This is a genomic window from Promicromonospora vindobonensis (assembly GCF_042685865.1).
Classification (GTDB): domain Bacteria; phylum Actinomycetota; class Actinomycetes; order Actinomycetales; family Cellulomonadaceae; genus Promicromonospora; species Promicromonospora vindobonensis.
The window spans coordinates 1,778,121-1,796,636 of record NZ_JBHUOG010000002.1; the positions used below are offsets into that span (position 1 = coordinate 1,778,121).

An 18,516-nucleotide genomic window follows, 5' to 3' on the forward strand; every position below is an offset into this window, starting at 1 on the left:
CTGCCGTGCCGGCCTGGTTGCTGCTACTCGAAGTAGGTCGGGTAGTGGAGCACGCAGCGCGGATTGAACCCGGCGCCGCACCGCGGGCAGCAGCGGGCGCCGCGATACCCGGAGATGGTGAGCTCCGTCCAGCACACCCCGCAGAGCACGGCGCGCTCGTGGCCCGATCCCGCCGGCCAGGGGCGCGAGTCATGATCGGCCGTGGCGTCGTGACAGAGGTGACACGGGTAGTAGGTGTCACAGCAGGCGAACCGGATCGCGATGACGTCGAGCTCGGTCCGGTAGTGGACGCACCGCGTCTGGTCGTCCACGGTCGGGCCGTGCACCACCGGGGTCATCGCACCCCTCGTGCCGTCAGCGCGTCACCGAGCGCATCGGCATGTTTGAGCGCGACGACCAGGAACGGGATCGCGAAGAGCCGCAGGCTCCGCCCGCCGCCCCTGGCACGCTGCGCCTCGCGGACCTCGCGCTCGAGCCGCGCGAGCACGGGCAGGGTGCTCAGGGTGACCGCGACCGTGAGGGCCGCACGCTGCGGATCGATGCGCAGCCACGCCAGCGGCCGCATCGCCCGCTCCAGCACGTCGAGCAGCTCGCTGACCGGGGTGGTCAGCGTGAGCAGCCCGCTGATCACCACTGCGGCACCCACCCGGGCGGTGTTCGCCACCGCGGTCTCCGGGCCGGTGAACACGAGCTGCCCCGCGAGGGTCACCAGAAGGATCCAGCGAACGGTGACGACCTGTCGGAGCAGGTCGCGCATCCCGGCCCCCCGGACCGCGTAGCAGCCCACACAGGCGCCGACGGCGACCGCAGCGCACCACCAGGTGGCCGGGAGGAGGCTGACCCCGAGCACGATCACCAGGAGCACCAGCGACTTCGGCCCCGCCGGCAGACGATGCCAGGGGCCGTCGCCGGGCCGGTAGAGGGTCAGCATCCGAGCCCGACCTCGTACTCCGCGATGATCTCGTCCGGCGCGCCGACGGCGGCGATCGCACCGTCCTGCACCAGGACCGCCTTCTCGCAGCGTCGCGCAAGGGCAAGATCGTGCGTCACCAGGAGCAGCCTGTGCCGCCCCTCCTCGAAGAGGTGGTCGGCGACCCGACGCGCGTTGCGCGCGTCCAGGTAGGCGGTCGGCTCGTCGGCGATCACCAGGTCGGGACGACGGACGAAGGCGCCGCAGAGCGCGAGCAGCTGCTTCTGCCCGCCGGACAGGTCGTGCGACGCACGGCCGGCCACCTCGGTGAGGCCGAACCGGTGCATGGCCTCGTCGACCCGCCGGGTCTTCTCGTCGCGCGACAGCTTGTCGGAGCGCAACGAGAACGCGACGTCCTCCGCCACGGTCGGCATCACGATCTGGGTGTCCGGATTGCTGAACACGACGGCGACCCGACGTCGCAGCCGGGTGGCGTCACGGGCCGGGTCGAGACCGAGCACGCGGATGGTGCCGCCCGTTGCGTGGGTGAGCCCCCCGACCAGCCGCGCGAGCGTGGACTTGCCCGACCCGTTCTCACCGATCACGGCGATGGTGCGTTCGTCCAGCGAGCACGAGACACGGCGCAGCACCTCCGTGTCCCCGAGCCGCACGTCGACGTCCTCCAGCTCGAGGTAGCTCACCGCAGCACCTCGACGACGGCCGCGATACCCATCCCGCCGCCGACGGAGGCCCCTGCGACCCCCAGGGTTCCCGCGGGCGCACCCGCGCGGACGAGGCGGCTGAACAGCCGCACGATGCCGACCGCGCCGCTGGCTCCCCAGGGATGGCCGAGCGCGAGCGCCCCGCCGTCGGCACAGACCCGCGGATCGTCGTCCTCGAGACCGATCCGACCGAGCACCCCGAGCGACTGCGACGCGAACGCCTCGACGATCTCGACCGCGGCGACCTCGCCGAGCTCGACCCCTGCGGAGGCGAGCGCCGCGAGTACCGCCGGGGCCGCGCCGGTTCCCGGCAGGGCCGGGTCGCAGCCGACGACGGCGTGCCCGCGGACCACGAGGCCTGCGGCCCGGCCTCTCAGCCGGTGCGGGACGACGGCGACCGCGGCAGCGCCGTCGCTGATTCGCGTCGCTGTCCCTGCGGTGACGGTGCCGCCAGGGAACAGCGGACGCAGACGTGCCAGCAGAGGTTCGGCGACCCCGATGGAGTCGTCGGCGACGGCGCCCCGGAGGGGAACGAGCTCGGCGTCGAACCGCCCGGCGTCGCGGGCCGCACCTGCGCGCCGGTGGCTGCGTGCCGCGTGCGCGTCCTGCCGTTCTCGGGTGATCGCGTCGGCCCTGGCCAGGTCCTCGGCCGCCTGGGCCATGTCCGGGTCGGGCCAGCCCGCCGGCGTGAACGGCGCCCGGTCGTAGGGCACGCCGTCGGCGGACCTGGTGGGGGCCGTCGACGCGCTCTCGACGCCGCCCGCGATGCGCGGGCGGTCGTCTCCGGCGCGGATCGCCGACACCGCGTCGAGGACGGCGGCCAGGCCGCTGCCGCACTGCCGGTCCACGGTGGCGCCAGGCACGGTGACGCCGAGCCCCGCTGCGAGCGCGGCGACGCGGGCGAGGTTGCCTCCGGGCCCCATGCAGTTCCCGAGCACGACGTCGGCGACGGCGAGCGTCGACCCGGTGGCGGACCCCGCGTCGGCGAGGGCGGCCCGGATGACCGGGCCGGCGAGCTCTTCGGCCCTGAGCTCGGCGAAGACGCGGCTGCGGGTGCCGATCGGGGTACGGCGGGCGGCGACGATGACCGGCTCGTCAGGCAAGGCGGGCCACCTCACCGGCGACGACCCGGCGCCGGACCTCGGCCCGGGCCGGCTTTCCGGACGCGGTTCGTGGCAGTCGGCCCGCGAACCACACGCGGGGCCGGTGGGCGGGAGCGAACCGGGTCGCGGCCAGCGCGCGAAGGCGGTGCGCGCTGGGTACCGGTGCGTCCGCGTCCACCTCGACCATCGCGGCGACGAGCGCGCCGACCCCGCCGGTGGGGATGCCGAAGACCACTGCGTCGGCGACTCCAGGGAGCGTCCGGAGGCCCGTCTCGACCTCGCCGGGGATCACGGTCGCCGAGGCGGTGAGGATGGCGTCGTCCCCACGCCCCCGCAGGGTCAGCACCCCGTCGTCGACGGTCGCGAGGTCACCGACCGAGCTCCAGGCGGCGTCGGTGCGCAACGGACCCGGCCCGCCGAGGTAGCCGAGAGCGGTGAACGGGGAGCGGACCCACAGCTCGCCGTCCCGCACGTCGATCTCCACCCCGGGGAACGCTCGCAGACCACGCCCCTCGTCGAGCGCGACGAACGAGAGCTCCGCCGCCCCGTAGTACGAGACGACCCGGACGCCGCGGGACTCCGCGTCCGCGCGCAGCCGCGCGTCGAGGTGGGAGCCACCGACGAGGGCGGTCCGCAGCCGCGGGAGAGCCCGGGTATCGAGCATCGACCGCAGCGCCTGTGGCGTGCCGTGGAACACGGTCGCCTCTGCGGCTCCCCGCCCGCCGGGGAAGACCGGCCGTGGGCCGTCGGCGAGCGCGTGGGCGAGGGAGAACAGCGTCAGCGACGACGCCGGCGGGGCCGGCAGCATGATCAGCTGCTCCGTCGCCGTCCGGTCCGTCGCCGTCCGGTCCGTGAGCAGCTCGGAGACCGTGGCGAAGGACCGCTCCCACGAAGCGGCGGTGCGCAGCACGACACGCGGTGCGCCGCTCGTCCCCGAGGTCAGCGCGGCCCAGGCAGCACCGTCCGGGACCGGGGCGACGTCGGCGAGCTCGCGCACCGCGGACCACTGCGCAGCGGGCCACCGGTCGTCGCCGACGAGCGGGACGTCCCCGTGGGCACGCACCGCTCGGATGCTGTCGACGAGCTCGTCGGTCGAACCTCGCAGCACCACGATCCGCGCGGTCATCGCGTCACGTCCGCGCCCGAGGCGTCCTGCTCCCTTGGCGAGAGCCACGTACGCCGGAACGCGCGGGGGTAAGCACGCAGGAGGGTGGTGACGGTCAGGGTCGCGAGCGTCGCCTTCACCAGGTCACCGGGGAGGAACACGAGGCTGGTGAGGACGGTCTGCTCGAGGGACAGGCGGGTGATCACGCTCTGCACGGGGATGCCGAACGCGTACACGACGACGATGCCGCCGACGACCGTCGCGAGCGCCGTCCGCCAGATGGCCGGCTTCCGGGCGGCGGAGTGCACGATCAGGCCCGTCACGAACGCCCCGGCAACCCATCCGGCGAGGTAGCCGGCGGACGGCCCGACGAACACGCTGACGCCGCCACGCCCTCCGGCGAGCAGCGGCAGACCGACCGCGACGAGGGCGAGCAGCACGACCATGGCCAGAGCACTCAGACGCGGTCCGAGGACCGCGCCGGCGAGCATGACGCCGAACGTCTGCGCCGTGATCGGGACGGCACCGAGGACGCTGAAGCTACCCGGCAGACCGAGGGCGGCGACGATCGCGACAAAGACTGCCACGCGCGCCATGTCCGTCGCGTCGAGCGCCCGACGCCGCGCACCATGTTCGATGGGCACCTGTTGACCTCCTACCTGAACACTGTTCACCTGAACGGTGTTCGGGTCACTATAGTGGCAGCATGCCAGCTCCGGGAACCTCGCTACGACGAAGTCGCGACGACGTTGCCGACATGGCCCTGCGCCTGTTGGACGAGCAGGGCCTGCCCGCTCTGACGATGCGGCACCTGGCGACCGCCCTCGGTGTCCAGCCAAGCGCCCTGTACTGGCACTTCCCGAACAAGCAGGCGCTTCTCGCCTCGGTCAGCGAGCGGATCCTCGCGCCGATGGGCGAGGAGCCGCTCGGCGGCATGCCCATGCACGAAGCCGTGCGCACGGTGGGCGCGCGGATGCGCGAGTGCCTGCTCGCCCACCGGGATGCGTCCGAGCTGGTGTCGAGCTCGCTCGCCCTCGGGCTCGTGAGCTCCCCCGTGCGGGCAAAGCTCCTGGACGTCGCCCGCCTGCGCGGCGTGCCCGCCTCGCTGGCCGAGGTGGCCGCTGAGGCGGTCATGCACTTCGTCGTGGGCTTCACCTTCCACGAGCAGCAACGCCTGGCCGCGGGTCAGCTCGGGCTGCTGGAAGAGCCGGTCAGCTCGAGCGTGGAAGGTGCGCGTGCGGACTCCCCCGGCGGCGACGACTTCACCGAGGCGCTGACGATGATCGCGCACGGCCTCGAGGTGTCGATCGCCCAGTACAGGAACCACCACCGCTAGCCTTCACCACCGAGGATCAGCCGCTCTTGCGGCGGAACATCTTCGCGCTTCGCCCGCTCTGACCGTGACCTGGGCTCAGTGAGCGTCTCGACCATGTCGAGGATGAGGTCGAGGCCTGGTTCGAACTCGTCGCCGAACGAGTATCCCGGCCGTAGGACGTGGACCTCGGCGAACACCGCCAGGTGGGGGTACCGGCCGGCGTCCGGGACGGCTGGCTGGCCCCCTGGCTGCTCGCCGTTCCCCCCGCCGTCGCGGCCGCCCGAGGGCACCGCTGCCTCCTGGAGCACGAACCCGTACACGTATGCGTCGACGAGCGTGTAGGCGCGCGCGGTCATCGGCAGCGACAAGCCGGCGCCGAGCAGCACGCCCAGCACGGCGTCGTGATGACGGAGCGTCGCCGGCCCCGGCGCCGACCGGGAGTCCAGAATCGTGAGCGCCCAGGGGTGCCGGGCCAGGACGGCGCGCGCGGAGATCGCTCGCGCGCGGATCGCAGCCCGCCACGGTGACCGCGCCTCGGGCAAGTCGATCTCGGCGAAGACCCGGTCCACCATGCCGTCGAGGACGTCTTCCTTGCCGCGGACGTAGTGGTACAGCGACATCGGCTTGAGACCCAGCGCGTTCGCCAGCGACCGGATGGTCACCGCGGCGAGCCCGTCCGCGTCGGCGAGCGCGACGGCGGCGTCGAGCACCCGCTCGCGACTCAGCGGTGCGCGGCGGGCGACTCCCCCGGTGTCGGTCTCTGGCACGGCATCCCCCTCTGATTCATTGACGGCACGCTCTCGCACCTCTACCGTACAAAGTACCCTTACTTAGTACGGTTGGAGCAACCTCATGTCTCACCGTCAGGCCGGCAGACTCGCCGGCACCCTCTTCCTGGCAGTCTTCCTCCTCTACGGGGTCGGCAGCACGCTGGCACCCCAGCCGGCCGGGCTGACGCTCATGGTCCTCAACTCGGCCGGCGTCGCGACGATCGGGGCAATCGCGTTCCGACTGTTGCGGACCGCCGCCCCCCGGACCGCCCTCGTCTACGTGCTCGCGCGGATCACCGAGGCCGTCGCGCTCGCGATCGGCGTCCTGTTCCTGGCGGGCGGGAACGCCGAGGCGAACCAGGCCGCATATGTGGCGGCGATGGTCGTGCTGGGCGTCGGCAGCGTGCCGTTCTGCCTGGCCCTCGCGAGGCACCGCGTCGCCCCACGCTGGCTCAGCATGTGGGGCGTGGTTGGGTACGTCCTGCTCGCAGTCGGTGTGGGGCTGGATTCCGCCGTCCCCGGCGCCGGTGTCGCGCTGGCCGTCCCGGGGGGCCTCTTCGAGCTCACCCTGGGGGTGCTGCTGCTCGTTCGCGGCTGGCCTACCCGCGCACCCACGGTCACGCCATCGGTGGCGGCCACGCAATGACCGCTACCACGGTCCAAAGAACCTGGGCTTCGCTCGTTCAACGAACGAACCCGCAGCTCGGTGAGCAACACAAAGGCCGCTGACCAGGTCAAACACCTGGTCAGCGGCCTCCACCACCGAGGATCAGCCGGACTTGCGGCGGAACATCTTCTGCACGGGGCCGGTCGTCTCCGAACCGTGCACCGCGCCGGTGTTCACGTCGCCGGCTGCGGTCCGGTGCTGCGCCGAGTTCTTGCGGTCCAGCGCCTCCTTGAACCGTGCCTTCGCGTCCTTGCTCGGCGCGGTCGGCACCTTGGGCTCCTCTACGCCCTCGGCTTCGACCTCTGCCGCCTCGGCATTGGGCTTCTCGTCCGTCACACCGATCACCTCCTCTTGTTTCGGGGGTCCCTCGATCGGGTCCGTCGCCGCCCAGCCTGCACTACCGCACAACCAGGTGCCAACATTTTTGGGCACGGTCGAGCCGCCCGGCCAGCGGCGCCCGGCCGCGCGGCAGCTCCACGCGGGCCCTCAGGCCTGCGCGGCCGCCCGTTCGGCGCGCTCCGCGCGCAGCGAGGTGATGGCGCTCTCGAAGTCCTCGAGCGAGTCGAACGACTGGTAGACGCTCGCGAACCGCAGATAGGCCACCTCGTCGAGCTCCCGCAGGGGGCCAAGGATCGCGAGGCCCACCTCGTACGCGTCGATCTCCGCGCTACCGTTGCTCCGCAGCGTCTCCTCGACACGCTGGGCCAGGATGGCGAGGTCGTCGTCGCTCACCGGACGCCCCTGGCACGCCTTGCGCACACCAGCCGCGACCTTGTCGCGGCTGAAGGGCTCGGTGGCGCCGGACCGCTTGACCACGGACAGGCTGGCCGTCTCCACGGTGGTGAACCGGCGGTTGCAGTTCGGGCACTGGCGCCGGCGCCGGATCGACAGGCCGTCGTCGGCGGTCCGCGAGTCCACCACGCGCGAGTCAGCATGGCGACAGAACGGGCAGTGCATGCTCACTCCTGCGTGGTCGACCACCGACCGGAGGCCTCCGGTCGCGCCCCGACCGTAAGCGGGCAAACCACCCCCATGCAACATCGCCGCGCCATTTGACGGCGAATTGTGGTCTCTCGTCACTCCTTGGGTAGGAGCAACAGCTCTCCGACCCGCACCGTGCCCGACGACATCTCGTTCAGGTCCTGGAGCCGGGCGACCGCGTGCCGGACGTCCTCGCCCGGCCTCGCGATCTCCGTGGCGTAGCCCCAGAGCGTCTCACCCGGCTGCACCGCGTGCACCCGGACCTCCGTCGGTTCGCCGGGGGAGCTGGCGACGGCGGTCGCACCCCAGGTGATCATCGGCGCGAGCAGGAGCATCGCCAGCAGCACGAGCGCCGCGCGGCCGCGCCTGGTGAGCCGCAGGCCGGCCAGGCCCAGCCGGTCGGCGATCGTGCGCTCCCGGGCCGGCCGGTACGCCGGGGCCGCGGCCGGCCCGGACGCCTGTGCATACGCCCGGCCGTACGGCGGCACGAACGCCTGTCCATACGTCGGGGTGTACTGCCGCAGCGGGATCACGTCCCCCATGGCCCCTCCTCGAAGAGTGACTGAGCTCTTGTCGTTCATACAAGCGTTCGTCGAACGCCCGTACCATTGTGTAGCACGGGACACCGTCCGATGTCGAGACACGCTCGAACATTCGTTTGAGCCGAGCGAGTTTGTGATCTAGAGTGGGTCGCGCATGGGAGAACATTTGTCGGAACGGGAGGGGCACGGGCATGACGGGACGGGACGGGACCAGCGACACGAGAGCCGTCGACACGGCGCTCTCGGGTGTCGCCACGCTGGACGCGCCGGGCGACAAGGCGGTCGCTGACGTACACACGATCTCGCCGACAGACCGCCTCACCGAACGGCAGCGCCTCGTGCTGGACACGATTCGGCAGTCGTTCGAGACGCGGGGCTACCCGCCGTCGATGCGTGAGATCGGCGAGGCCGTCGGGCTGGCCAGCCCGTCGAGCGTCAAGCACCAGCTCCAGATGCTCGAGAAGAAGGGCTTCCTGCGTCGCGACCCGAACCGGCCGCGCGCGATGGAGCTCGTCGAGCCCATGGCCGAGCAGGTCGACAAGCCGACACGCGGCGAGATCCACTGGCCCGAGCCGCGCCGTAGCGGCCAGGTCCACTGGGGTGGCTCGGTGCCCGACGACGCCAGCACCCCGCCGCCGTCGTACGTGCCGCTCGTCGGCCGGATCGCGGCCGGCGGGCCCATCCTTGCCGAGCAGGTCGTCGAGGACGTCTTCCCGCTCCCCCGCCAGCTCGTCGGGGACGGCGAGCTGTTCCTCCTCAAGGTCGCCGGTGACTCGATGGTCGACGCCGCGATCTGCGACGGGGACTGGGTGGTGGTGCGGCGGCAGAACGTTGCCGAGCAGGGCGAGATCGTCGCGGCCATGATCGACGGCGAAGCCACGGTCAAGACGTTCAAGCAGGCGGACGGGCACGTCCTGCTGCTGCCCCAGAACCCGGCCTACGAGCCCATCCCGGGCGACGAGGCGCAGATTCTGGGCCGCGTGGTAGCGGTGCTCCGCAGCCTGTAGGGGCCGGACACGCGCGACGAGAACGGGGTTGTGTTCCTGCTGGGTCTCCAGCGGAGCACAACCCCGTCGTCGTCTCCCCCTGGCCCGTCCTCAGAAGCCGAAGCGCTTCTGGACCGCCCGCACGCTGTCCGCCGAGGTACGCAGGCCGGCCAGCTCCTCGTCGGACATCGGCACCCGCACGTTGTCCGTGACGCCGCGCCGGTCCACGAGTGACGGCACGGACAGGCAGACGTCGCTGATGCCGTGATAGTCGTCCAGCAGCGAGGACACCGGCATGATCCGCCCCTCGTCCTTGAGGACAGCCTCGATGATGCGGGTCCCGGCCAGACCGACGGCGTAGTTGGTCGCCCCCTTGCCCGCGATGATCCGGTACGCCGAGTCGACCACCTCGTGGTGCACCTCCGCGCGCACCGCGCCGTCGATCGGCGGCCTGCCGCCCAGCGGCGCCCAGTCCAGCAGCGGGACACCACCGATAGTCGCGGAGCTCCAGAGCGCGATCTCCGAGTCCCCGTGCTCCCCTGCGATGTACGCGTGCACGTTCCCGACGGCCACACCGCAGCGCTGGGCGAGCACACCACGCAGCCGCGACGAGTCCAGGACGGTGCCGCTGCCGAACAGCTGCTCACGCGACAGACCGGAGATCTTGAGCGCCGCGTAGGTCACGACGTCCACGGGGTTGGTCACCATCAGGTAGGTCGCGTCCGGCGCGACGTCCACCAGCCCGGGCAGGATCTGGTGCATCAGCCCGATGGTCGCCTCGGCGAGGTCGATCCGGGTCTGCCCGGGCTTCTGCTTCGCCCCGGCCGTCACAACGACGACGTCCGCCCCCGCGCACACCGCAACGTCGTCCGAGCCGACCACCTGCGCCTGGGGGGTGAACATCAGACCGTGCTGCAGATCGAGCACCTCCGCCTCGACCTTTGCCCGGTTCACGTCGTGGAGGGCGATCGTCCGGGCCGAGCCCCGGGTGAGCGCGGCGAAGGCGAGGGTCGAGCCGACCGCCCCTGCACCCACTACCGCCAGCTTGGTGGTGCGTGAGCCGGACGGCTGCGCGCCCTGGACGTCCGAGAGGGCTGACATGTGTCCAGGCTATGTGTCGAGCCGCGCCAGCGCGGCGCGGACAAGCGCCGAATCCGTGGTGGGCCAGAACCCGGGCATCGAGCGGGTGAGGAACGAGGCGTACCGCGCGGTCGCGAGGCGTGGGTCCAGGACCGCCACGACACCACGGTCGTCCATGCTCCGCACGAGGCGCCCGGCGCCCTGCGCGAGCAGCAGCGCGGCGTGCTGCGCTGACACCGCCATGAACCCGTTGCCGCCCGCTTGCTCGACGGCCCGTGCGCGGGCCGCCTTGACCGGGTCGTCCGGGCGGGGGAACGGGATGCGGTCGATGAGGACGAGCTGACACGACGGGCCAGGCACGTCGACGCCCTGCCACAGGGACAGCGTGCCGAACAGGCACGCGGCCGGGTCCTCGGCGAACTGGCGCACCAGCGTGGGTAGCTGGTCGTCGCCCTGCGCCAGGATCGGGAAGTCCAGCCGCTCGCGTATGGCCTCGGCGGCCGCGTTCGCCGCACGCCGGGACGAGAACAGGCCGAGCGTACGGCCGCCGGCGGCCGTGATGAGCTCGGCGATCTCGTCGAGCTGCGCCTCCGTCGTCGGCTCGCGGCCGGGCGCCGGCAGGTGCCGCGCCACGTACAGGATGCCCTGGCGGGGGTAGTCGAACGGGCTGCCTGCGTCCAGGCCGCGCCATGGCGGGGCGTCCTCGCCCTTGAGGCCAAGCGTGCCCGCCACCGGCTCGAACGTGCCCCCCAGCGCCAGGGTGGCCGACGTGAACACGCCGGTCGCCTCCCCCAGCAGGTGCATGCGGATCAGGCCGGCGACGTGCAGCGGCGCCGCGTGCAGGCGCGTCACGTTGTCGCCGAACCCGCCCCACCCGTTGTCGGGGCGCGAGCACCACAGCACGTCGGCGGTCGTGTCCTTGAACGCCATGCGTTCGGCCGTCTCGAAGAGCTGCAGCATCGCGCCCTGCGCCATCTTCAGCCCCGGCTCCGGCTGGCCGGCGGCCTGCCCCTTGCCGCCGCCCGTGTCTGGCTTCAGCGTGCTCAGCACCTCCCGCGCCGCGTCCCGTACCGCGCCGACCGCAGCGCGCAGCTCGTCCGGCAGACCGTCGGGGAACCGCTCGGCCGGCGCCGTCACCAGCAGGGTCCCGAGGGCTTGCGCCGCCTGGTCGAGGGCGTCGGTGTTCGTTCCGGTGTGCCGCCGGGCCAGCCGTGCGGCGTTCTCCACCGAGGCCATCGACAGGTCCACCGTGGCGGACGACGTCACCCGGTCCGTGAGCTCGTGCGCCTCGTCGACCACCACGACGTCATGCTCCGGGAGGATGCCCGGGCTGCCGGTCGCCGCGATGCCGAGCATCGCGTGGTTGGTGACCACGACGTCCGCGTCGCGGGAGATGGTGCGTGCCTTGTCCGGGAAGCACTCGGCGAGCATGGGGCACTTGCCGCCCAGGCACTCCATGGCGGTCACGGACACCTGGCGCCAGGCCCGGTCCGGTACGCCCGGCACCAGGTCGTCGCGGTCGCCCGACTCCGTCTCCCCCGCCCACTCGTGCAGCCGGCGGACGTGGTCGGCGAGCGTGGCGCCGTCGTCCTTGCGACGGCCGCGCGCCCCGCCGGACCCCGCCGTGTCCTCGGTCCGCGGGTGGTCCTCGCCGCCGGGCAGGTCGAAGAGCGTCGGCTCGTCGGCGGGGTAGCCGCCGCCGACCTTGTGCACGCACAGGTAGTTGTGCCAGCCCTTGAGCAGCGCGATACGTGGCTCGCGCGGGAGCTGCGGCGCCACCGCCTTGGCCACCAGCGGGAGATCACGTGTGATGACCTGCCGCTGCAGCGCGAGGGTGGCGGTCGAGATGATCACCTTGCTCCCTGCGGCCACCGCGTGCCGGACGGCGGGCACCAGGTAGCCGAGCGACTTACCGGTGCCTGTGCCCGCCTGGACGAGCAGGTGCTCGCCCTTCTCGATGGCCTCGCCGACGGCCACCGCCATCCGGTGCTGGCCGTCCCTGCGCCCACCGCCCAGCTCTCCGACAGCGAGGTCGAGGAGCTCGTCGACGTCGGGGATCCGCTCGTCGGCGGTGGGGGCGGCAGGTGCGTCGGGAAGGCTGGTCACACGTTCGATCCTAGGCCGGGCCACCGACATGCACCCCACGTCGTCCACAGGTGCAGGCCGTCACCCGTCGCGCTACCCCTTGACCGCCCCGCCCAGTCCGGCCCCGCTCAGGAACAGGCGCTGGAAGGCGAGGAACAGGGCGATCGGCAGGACCGTCGAGATCGCGAGCGCCGCGAGGAACACGTCGAGCTCCAGGTAGGGGGCGATGGCGGGCAGCCTGACGGACAGCGGCTGGTTGGCCGGGTCCGGCAGCACCAGCATGGGCCAGAGGTAGTCCTTCCAGGCGGCGATGACGGCGAACACGGAGACGACGCCGAGGATGGGCTTGGACATGGGCAGCACGATGCTCCACAGCAGCCGGAAGGGTCCGGCGCCGTCGACGCGGGCGGCCTCGAAGATCTCGCGGGGCAGGCCGTCGAAGAACCGCTTCACCAGGAGCACGTTGAACGCGCTGGCGCCCATGGGGAGCCAGACCGCCCAGAACGTGTTGAGCAGGCTGACGTGCACGATCGGCACGTCGAGGATGGTCAGGTAGAGCGGCACGAGGAGCACGACGGACGGCACGAACAGCGTCGCCAGCACGAGGGCGAAGATCGCGTTGCCGTACCGCGGCCGCAGCACCGACAGCACGTAGCCGCCGGTGGTGGCGACCAGGATCTGGAAGAACCAGGCGCCCGCCGCGACGATCAGCGTGTTGACGAAGTAGTGGTCGATCTCCGCGCGGTTCCATGCGGTGGCGAGGTTGGCCCAGTCGACGCCGGTGGGGAACAGCCCCAGCGGATCGCGCAGGGTCTCCTGGGTGGGGGTGACGGCGGCCTTCGCGAGCCAGAGGATCGGCCCCAGCCCGACGACGACCAGAGCGGTCAGCAGGCCGCCCTGCAGCACCCAGAGGGAGCCCCGCACGCTCGGCCGACGCCGGTCGTGGGACGACACGATGCCCCGTTCGACGGTCTCCGGGGTGCGCCGGCGGGCGGGGGCCGGGATCCGGACGTTCGCTGCCATGTCAGCTGCTCCAGGGTCGGGTCACGCGGAAGTACACCGCGGAGAGGACGGCAAGGACGCCCGCGAGCATGAGGCTCAGGGCTGTCGCTGCCCCGTAGTTGCCGCCGAGGCTGCTCCCGAAGGCGTAGTCGTAGATCAGCATCAGGATGGTGAGGGTCGCGTTGTTGGGGCCGCCGCCGGTGAAGAGGAACGGTTCGAGGAACACCTGCGAGGTGCCGATGATCTGCAGGATCAGGGTGATGAAGAGGACTCCGCGCAGCTGGGGCAGCGTGACGTGCCAGATCTTGCGCCACACGCCGGCACCGTCCACCTCGGCCGCCTCGTAGAGCTCGGTCCGCACCCCGACGAGTGCGGCGAGGTAGATGATCACGGTCCCGCCGGCCGCCGCCCAGGTCGCTTCGAGGACCAGGGACGGCATGGCGCTGGTGGCGTCCTGCAGCCAGGGGTACGGGCCGAGGCCCACCCATCCGGCGATGGTGTTGAACACGCCGGTGTCGGAGGCGTCGTAGAAGAACTTCCACAGCAGCACGGCCACGACCGGCGGCACGACCACGGGCAGGTAGGCCAGCGCGGAGAACAGGCCCCGCATCCGCCGCACCTCGCTCATCAGCACCGCAGCGGCCAGCGGCAGGGGGTACCCGAAGACGAGCGCGAGCACGGCGAACCACAGGGTGTTCCCGACGGCCTTGCCGAGCAGCGGGTCCTGCAGCACGTACGCGAAGTTGTCGAGACCCACGAACACGGGAGCGGTGACCAGGTTGGTCTCCTGGACGCTCATGACGAGCGCCCGGCCGATCGGGAACCACGAGAACACACCGAACACGAGGATCATCGGCAGGGCGATGACGAGGGTGCTAAGGCCGCCGTCGCGCAGCCATTCCCGGGGCGCGCGGCGGCCGCGCCTGCGGGGCCCGGACGACGACGGCGGTGCGGCCGCCGTCGTCGTCCGGAGCGGGCTGGACAGAGTGGTCATCGTCAGCCGCGGTCGAGCAGGCCCTGGACCTGGGTCTGTGCGTCGGCGAGAAGGGCGTCGATGTCCGCGTTCTCGTCGGTCAGCACCGCCTGGACCACGGGGTCGAGCGCCGCGTACACGTCCTGGGTGGCGACGGCCGGCTCCGGGACGACCGGCTGGTCGAACATCTGCTCGGTCATGGGCGCGAAGTTCTCCAGCGGGACGTTGACGAGGTCCTTGATCCAGCTCTGCTGCTCCTCGTACGTGGCCCGGTCGAAGATCGGCAGGGCCGGCGCGCCGACGGGCTGGTCGGTCTCTGCGGCGACCTCTGCCTCGGCCGTCGCGGCCTCCTGGTCGGTCAACTTGGAGATGTAGTAGAAGTCGATCCACTTCACCGCGGCCGCTTGCTCCGCGTCGGACGCCGCAGAGCTCACCGCGGCGAGCGTGCCGCCACCGAGCGTCCCGGCGTCGTCACCCTCCAGCGGCAGCACCGTCACCCCGTACTCGTCCGGGTTCATCTGGTTCTGGGTGAACAGGTTGGGGTAGTTGGCACCACCTGAGACGTACATGCCGATCTTCCCGGCCGCGAAGTCCTGGTTGATGGTGCCCCAGTCGTACAGGAAGCTGGCGCCCATGGAGTCGTCCTCCCAGCGCATCTCCTGCAGCATCTCGAGGACCGCGACCGTGGCGTCGTTGTCGACGGTGGCGGTCGCCTCCTCACCCTCACCCTCGACGATGCGGCCGCCCAGCGCGTAGGTCTCGGTGGTGAGGATCCAGCCGCCCGTGTTGCTCTGGGTCATGTGGGCGTAGCCGGCCTGGCCGGTCTCGTCCGCGATGGTCTTGGCGGCCTCGCGCACCTCGTCCCACGTCGCGGGCGGGTTGTCCGGGTCGAGCCCGGCCTCCTCGAACAGCGCGCGGTTGTAGTGCAGGCCTTGGTTGTAGGCGGCGATCGGGACCGCCCACATGCCGCCGTCGGCGTCCTGGCCCGCTGCGGCGATCGTGGGGTTGAACTGGTCGGCGTAGGGCAGCTCCGCCACCAGGTCGCTGACGTCGGCGATCTGCTGGCGCTCGATGAGGGCCCGGCCGTCGGTGAACGGGATCGGGAAGACGTCGGGCAGGGTGCCTCCCGCCAGCTCGGCAGCGAACGTCGTGCCGGACCAGGTGAACTCCTTGGTCTCGACCTGGACGTCCGGGTTGGCTTCCTCGAACTGTGCGATGCGCTCGTCGAACGCATCGATCGCCTCCTGTTCGAGGCCTGCGTCGATGGCGACCTCGATCGTCACCGGGCCGGTGGGCTCGGCGGCCGGGTCGTCGGACGAGCCGCAGGCCGTCAGGGTTCCCACGACGGACAGGACGCCCACCAGGGCGAACGCCGATCGCTTCTGTGCTGACTTCATTGTCACTCCTTGGGTCTTGTGCCACCGGGGCGGCACGTCTGGGGATGCACTTCTGGGGTTGGCAGAGCCGGACTTGGCCGAGCCGGGGTTCAGGACGGCAGGTCGAGCCAGACGGCGGTGTCCGGCCCGACGGCGCCGTCGACCGGACCGCTCGCAAGGAGCACCGTGGCCCCTGCGGGCAGCGGGACGGGAGCCGTCCCGAGATTGACGACGCAGGCGAAGCCCGCGCCGCGGGTGAACGCGAGGACGCTGTCGCCCTCGACGCCGAGGTCGAGCCACGCGAGCTCCTCGGTATGCAGGGCCGGGAGGTCGCGCCGCAGGTGCAGCACCTGGCGGTAGAGGCTCAGGGTCGAGCCGGGGTCGCCGTCCTGCGCCTGCACCGAGTAGTCGCGCCAGCCGGTGGGCTGGGGCAGCCAGGGCGCCGCACCACCGTCGGGCCCGAAACCGAGGCTCGTACCCGTGCGGGTCCACGGGAGCGGGACCCGGCAGCCGTCCCGGCCGGGGTCGACGCCCTCCGAGCGGAAGTGCATGGGGTCCTGGATCAGCGACCTCGGCACCTCCGCCTCGGGCAGGCCGAGCTCGTCGCCCTGGTAGACGTACAGGGCGCCGGGCAGCGCGGCGACCAGCAGGGCGGCGGCACGGGCACGGCGCGTGCCCAGCGCGAGGTCGGACGGTGTGCCGAACCGCTTGGCGGCGAAGTCGAAGGACGAGTCCTCGCGGCCGTACCGGGTCACGGGCCGGGTCACGTCGTGGTTCGACAGGACCCAGGTGGCGGGCGCGCCGACCGGGGCGTGCGCCTCGAGGGTCATCCGGATCGACTCGCGCAGCTCCTTCGCGTCCCACGGGCGCGCCATGAAGTCGAAGTTGAACGCCGTGTGCATCTCGTCGGGGCGGAGGTACTGGGCAAAGCGCTCGTGGTCGGCGAGCCACACCTCGCCGACGAGCACGCGCGGCTCGTCGTACGTGTCGGCGACGCGCCGCCAGCCGCGGTAGATGTCGTGGATCTCGTCGCGGTCGAGGTGGGGATGCTCCCCCGGGCCCGCCGCCTCCGGCACCTCCGGGAGAGTGGGGTCCTTGACGATGAGGGCCGCCGAGTCGATCCGGATACCCGCCGCGCCCCGGTCGAACCAGAACCGCAGGACGTCCTCGTGCTCCTGCCGGACGTCGGGGTGGTTCCAGTTCAGGTCCGGCTGCTCCGGGGTGAACAGGTGCAGGTACCACTGGCCCGGCGTGCCGTCGGGGTTCGTGGTCCGCGTCCAGGTCTGCCCCTGGAAGCTCGACACCCAGCCGGTCGGGATCTGCGCCCCGTCGGGACCGTTGCCGTCATGGAACCAGAACCGCTCGCGCTCCGGCGAGCCCGGGCCCGCCGCCAGCGCCGCGCGGAACCACTCGTGCTCCGCGGAGATGTGGTTGGGCACGACGTCGACGACGGTCCGGATGCCCAGCTCGCGGGCCTCGGCGATCAGCGCCTCCGCGTCCTGGAGCGTGCCGAACGCCGGGTCGATCCGGCGGTAGTCGCGCACGTCGTAGCCGCCGTCGGCCAGGGGCGACGCGTACCAGGGCGTGTACCAGATGGCGTCGACGCCCAGGTCGCGGAGGTAGCCGAGCCGGGAGCGGACACCGGCGAGGTCACCGGTGCCGTCGCCGTTCCCGTCCGCGAAGCTGCGGGGGTAGATCTGGTAGATCACGGCGCTGCGCCACCACTCGGGCGCGGCGGGCGGCTCCACTGCAGGCTGGGACGTCGTCGTCATGCAGTGAACCGTAAGTCACATGACAACGAGCGCGCAAGAAGTTGACAGGAAGGTTATCGATTCGCGACAACCTTCACGGCAGCGGTCGACGCCCGCACCACGAGCTCCGGCTCGAAGAGCAGCTCGTCGCGCGGCACGTCGCTGCCGTCGATGAGCGCGGCGAGCAGGTCGACGGCAGCCCGCCCCATCGGCTCGATCGGCTGGCGCACGGTCGTCAGGGCGGGATCGGTGGAGTTCATCAGCGCGGAGTCGTCGAAGCCGACCACCGAGACGTCGGCCGGGCAGGCCAGCCCGGCCCGGCGCACCGCCCGGATCGCGCCGAGGGCCAGCGGGTCGCTGGCGCAGACGATCGCGGTCGCGCCCCGCTCGATCAGCCGGTTGGCCGCCGCCTGGCCGCTCTCCAGGGAGTACTGCGAGTGCACCACCAGGTCGGCGTCGACCGTCAGGGCGTGCCGCTTCGCGAACCGGCGGGCGGCGGCGAGCTTGCGCTCCGACGGGACATGGTCGGCCGGGCCCAGCAGCAGGCCGATCCGCTGGTGCCCGAGCGATGCGACGTGACCCATCGCCTGCTCGATCGCCACCAGATCGTCGGTCGCGACCCGCGGGAAACCGAGGTCCTCTATCGACGCGTTCATGAGCACCACGGGCAGCCCGAGGTCCTCCAGCCGCCGGTAGTGGGAATGGTCGGCCTCCCGCTCGGCGTAGAAGCCGCCGGCGAAGATCACGCCGGACACCTGCTGCTGCAGCAGCAGGTCGATGTACTCGGCCTCTGTGACACCGCCGGCCGTGCGCGTGCAGAGCACGGGGGTGTACCCCTGCTGGGCCAGCGCTCCGCCGATCACCTCGGCGAACGCCGGAAAGATCGGGTTGACGAGCTCGGGCAGGACCAGCCCGACGAGCTTGCCGCGACTGCCCCGCAGCTTGGTGGGCCGCTCGTAGCCCAGCACGTCCAGGGCCGTCAGCACGGCATCCCTGGTGCCCTGCGAGACCCCAGGCTTCCCGTTGAGGACACGGCTGACCGTCGCCTCGCTGACCCCTACCTTCTTCGCCACATCCGCTAACCGTCTCGACATGACGCCGATCCTAGTCGCGGATAACGCAAACCGCTTGCAGGACTTGCGTGCTCC

General features: G+C 71.8%; 20 protein-coding genes. 3 read left to right on the forward strand and 17 right to left on the reverse strand.

The window, feature by feature from the left end; genetic code table 11:
• Positions 1-23 precede the first annotated feature (23 nt).
• Genes ACFS27_RS21175 through ACFS27_RS21200 form a run of 6 tightly spaced genes read right to left on the reverse strand, consistent with a single transcriptional unit; the run spans position 24 to position 4,436 of the window.
• Positions 24-338 (reverse strand): CHY zinc finger protein, encoded by a 315-nt coding sequence (locus ACFS27_RS21175; protein WP_377187055.1) that lies wholly within the window; start codon positions 336-338, stop codon positions 24-26.
• Positions 335-931 carry an energy-coupling factor transporter transmembrane component T family protein gene (locus tag ACFS27_RS21180; protein ID WP_377187058.1) on the reverse strand — a complete coding sequence of 199 codons (597 nt, stop codon included), beginning with the start codon at positions 929-931 and terminating at the stop codon, positions 335-337. Before ACFS27_RS21180 ends, ACFS27_RS21175 begins: the two co-directional genes overlap by 4 nt.
• Entirely contained in the window at positions 925-1,611 is a 687-nt protein-coding gene (locus ACFS27_RS21185; RefSeq protein ID WP_377187061.1) for an energy-coupling factor ABC transporter ATP-binding protein, read from the reverse strand. Before ACFS27_RS21185 ends, ACFS27_RS21180 begins: the two co-directional genes overlap by 7 nt.
• Positions 1,608-2,735: a thiolase family protein gene (locus tag ACFS27_RS21190; RefSeq protein ID WP_377187064.1), complete on the reverse strand. Its 1,128-nt coding sequence runs from the start codon at positions 2,733-2,735 to the stop codon at positions 1,608-1,610. The genes ACFS27_RS21185 and ACFS27_RS21190 overlap by 4 nt, the downstream gene beginning before the upstream one ends.
• A complete protein-coding gene (locus ACFS27_RS21195; RefSeq protein WP_377187067.1) occupies positions 2,728-3,861 on the reverse strand; it encodes a class I adenylate-forming enzyme family protein in 1,134 nt (377 codons plus the stop codon). The genes ACFS27_RS21190 and ACFS27_RS21195 overlap by 8 nt, the downstream gene beginning before the upstream one ends.
• Complete coding sequence (locus tag ACFS27_RS21200; RefSeq protein WP_377191114.1) at positions 3,858-4,436, reverse strand: biotin transporter BioY; 579 nt, start codon at positions 4,434-4,436, stop codon at positions 3,858-3,860. Before ACFS27_RS21200 ends, ACFS27_RS21195 begins: the two co-directional genes overlap by 4 nt.
• 110 nt (positions 4,437-4,546) lie before the next feature.
• On the opposite strand from ACFS27_RS21200, the gene ACFS27_RS21205 reads away from it, so the two are divergent.
• Positions 4,547-5,176 carry a TetR family transcriptional regulator gene (locus ACFS27_RS21205; RefSeq protein WP_377187070.1) on the forward strand — a complete coding sequence of 210 codons (630 nt, stop codon included), beginning with the start codon at positions 4,547-4,549 and terminating at the stop codon, positions 5,174-5,176.
• Here the strand turns inward: ACFS27_RS21205 and ACFS27_RS21210 are convergent.
• Positions 5,173-5,922: a TetR/AcrR family transcriptional regulator gene (locus ACFS27_RS21210; RefSeq protein WP_377187073.1), complete on the reverse strand. Its 750-nt coding sequence runs from the start codon at positions 5,920-5,922 to the stop codon at positions 5,173-5,175. The two genes, ACFS27_RS21205 and ACFS27_RS21210, sit on opposite strands and share 4 nt — an antisense overlap.
• 85 nt (positions 5,923-6,007) lie before the next feature.
• On the opposite strand from ACFS27_RS21210, the gene ACFS27_RS21215 reads away from it, so the two are divergent.
• Positions 6,008-6,571, forward strand: a complete 564-nt coding sequence (locus ACFS27_RS21215) for a DUF4386 domain-containing protein (protein WP_377187076.1) — start codon at positions 6,008-6,010, stop codon at positions 6,569-6,571.
• Between the two features lie 123 nt (positions 6,572-6,694).
• Here the strand turns inward: ACFS27_RS21215 and ACFS27_RS21220 are convergent, their stop codons facing one another.
• The 3 genes from ACFS27_RS21220 to ACFS27_RS21230 all read right to left on the reverse strand — a co-directional run bounded on the left by ACFS27_RS21220 (position 6,695) and on the right by ACFS27_RS21230 (position 8,115).
• Entirely contained in the window at positions 6,695-6,928 is a 234-nt protein-coding gene (locus ACFS27_RS21220) for a DUF5302 domain-containing protein (protein WP_377187079.1), read from the reverse strand.
• A 150-nt stretch (positions 6,929-7,078) separates the two neighbouring features.
• Positions 7,079-7,549, reverse strand: a complete 471-nt coding sequence (nrdR, locus tag ACFS27_RS21225) for a transcriptional regulator NrdR (RefSeq protein ID WP_357463254.1) — start codon at positions 7,547-7,549, stop codon at positions 7,079-7,081.
• Positions 7,550-7,668: 119 nt separating this feature from the next.
• Positions 7,669-8,115, reverse strand: a complete 447-nt coding sequence (locus tag ACFS27_RS21230) for a LysM peptidoglycan-binding domain-containing protein (protein ID WP_377187083.1) — start codon at positions 8,113-8,115, stop codon at positions 7,669-7,671.
• Positions 8,116-8,306: 191 nt separating this feature from the next.
• Between ACFS27_RS21230 and lexA the strand changes: the two genes are divergently transcribed.
• A complete protein-coding gene (lexA, locus tag ACFS27_RS21235) occupies positions 8,307-9,122 on the forward strand; it encodes a transcriptional repressor LexA (RefSeq protein WP_377187086.1) in 816 nt (271 codons plus the stop codon).
• A gap of 90 nt (positions 9,123-9,212) precedes the next feature.
• On the opposite strand, the gene ACFS27_RS21240 is transcribed toward lexA, so the two are convergent.
• From ACFS27_RS21240 to ACFS27_RS21270, 7 genes are all read right to left on the reverse strand, one after another.
• Positions 9,213-10,202: an L-lactate dehydrogenase gene (locus ACFS27_RS21240; protein ID WP_377187089.1), complete on the reverse strand. Its 990-nt coding sequence runs from the start codon at positions 10,200-10,202 to the stop codon at positions 9,213-9,215.
• A 9-nt stretch (positions 10,203-10,211) separates the two neighbouring features.
• The gene (locus ACFS27_RS21245; protein WP_377187095.1) at positions 10,212-12,317 is read right to left on the reverse strand and encodes an ATP-dependent DNA helicase; all 2,106 of its coding nucleotides are present in this window, start codon (positions 12,315-12,317) and stop codon (positions 10,212-10,214) included.
• A gap of 42 nt (positions 12,318-12,359) precedes the next feature.
• Positions 12,360-13,289 (reverse strand): carbohydrate ABC transporter permease, encoded by a 930-nt coding sequence (locus ACFS27_RS21250; protein ID WP_377187097.1) that lies wholly within the window; start codon positions 13,287-13,289, stop codon positions 12,360-12,362.
• A 1-nt stretch (position 13,290) separates the two neighbouring features.
• Positions 13,291-14,262, reverse strand: coding sequence for a carbohydrate ABC transporter permease (locus tag ACFS27_RS21255; protein ID WP_377187100.1), 972 nt, complete (start codon positions 14,260-14,262; stop codon positions 13,291-13,293).
• A 2-nt stretch (positions 14,263-14,264) separates the two neighbouring features.
• Positions 14,265-15,638, reverse strand: coding sequence for an ABC transporter substrate-binding protein (locus ACFS27_RS21260; protein ID WP_377187103.1), 1,374 nt, complete (start codon positions 15,636-15,638; stop codon positions 14,265-14,267).
• Between the two features lie 89 nt (positions 15,639-15,727).
• Positions 15,728-17,389, reverse strand: coding sequence for a glycoside hydrolase family 13 protein (locus tag ACFS27_RS21265; RefSeq protein ID WP_377187106.1), 1,662 nt, complete (start codon positions 17,387-17,389; stop codon positions 15,728-15,730).
• Between the two features lie 53 nt (positions 17,390-17,442).
• Positions 17,443-18,462: a LacI family DNA-binding transcriptional regulator gene (locus tag ACFS27_RS21270; protein WP_377187109.1), complete on the reverse strand. Its 1,020-nt coding sequence runs from the start codon at positions 18,460-18,462 to the stop codon at positions 17,443-17,445.
• Between the last annotated feature and the right edge of the window lie 54 nt (positions 18,463-18,516).

What these genes read in the sequence shown, in the direction of transcription:
- ACFS27_RS21215 (WP_377187076.1), top strand. Translation starts at nt 6,008, where the DNA reads ATGTCTCACCGTCAGGCCGGCAGACTCGCCGGCACCCTCTTCCTGGCA.
- ACFS27_RS21175 (WP_377187055.1), bottom strand. Translation starts at nt 338, where the DNA reads ATGACCCCGGTGGTGCACGGCCCGACCGTGGACGACCAGACGCGGTGC.
- nrdR (WP_357463254.1), bottom strand. Translation starts at nt 7,549, where the DNA reads ATGCACTGCCCGTTCTGTCGCCATGCTGACTCGCGCGTGGTGGACTCG.
- ACFS27_RS21255 (WP_377187100.1), bottom strand. Translation starts at nt 14,262, where the DNA reads ATGACCACTCTGTCCAGCCCGCTCCGGACGACGACGGCGGCCGCACCG.
- ACFS27_RS21180 (WP_377187058.1), bottom strand. Translation starts at nt 931, where the DNA reads ATGCTGACCCTCTACCGGCCCGGCGACGGCCCCTGGCATCGTCTGCCG.
- ACFS27_RS21200 (WP_377191114.1), bottom strand. Translation starts at nt 4,436, where the DNA reads ATGGCGCGCGTGGCAGTCTTTGTCGCGATCGTCGCCGCCCTCGGTCTG.
- ACFS27_RS21205 (WP_377187070.1), top strand. Translation starts at nt 4,547, where the DNA reads ATGCCAGCTCCGGGAACCTCGCTACGACGAAGTCGCGACGACGTTGCC.
- ACFS27_RS21260 (WP_377187103.1), bottom strand. Translation starts at nt 15,638, where the DNA reads ATGAAGTCAGCACAGAAGCGATCGGCGTTCGCCCTGGTGGGCGTCCTG.
- ACFS27_RS21250 (WP_377187097.1), bottom strand. Translation starts at nt 13,289, where the DNA reads ATGGCAGCGAACGTCCGGATCCCGGCCCCCGCCCGCCGGCGCACCCCG.
- ACFS27_RS21265 (WP_377187106.1), bottom strand. Translation starts at nt 17,389, where the DNA reads ATGACGACGACGTCCCAGCCTGCAGTGGAGCCGCCCGCCGCGCCCGAG.
- ACFS27_RS21195 (WP_377187067.1), bottom strand. Translation starts at nt 3,861, where the DNA reads ATGACCGCGCGGATCGTGGTGCTGCGAGGTTCGACCGACGAGCTCGTC.
- ACFS27_RS21230 (WP_377187083.1), bottom strand. Translation starts at nt 8,115, where the DNA reads ATGGGGGACGTGATCCCGCTGCGGCAGTACACCCCGACGTATGGACAG.
- ACFS27_RS21270 (WP_377187109.1), bottom strand. Translation starts at nt 18,462, where the DNA reads ATGTCGAGACGGTTAGCGGATGTGGCGAAGAAGGTAGGGGTCAGCGAG.
- ACFS27_RS21240 (WP_377187089.1), bottom strand. Translation starts at nt 10,202, where the DNA reads ATGTCAGCCCTCTCGGACGTCCAGGGCGCGCAGCCGTCCGGCTCACGC.
- lexA (WP_377187086.1), top strand. Translation starts at nt 8,307, where the DNA reads ATGACGGGACGGGACGGGACCAGCGACACGAGAGCCGTCGACACGGCG.
- ACFS27_RS21245 (WP_377187095.1), bottom strand. Translation starts at nt 12,317, where the DNA reads ATGTCGGTGGCCCGGCCTAGGATCGAACGTGTGACCAGCCTTCCCGAC.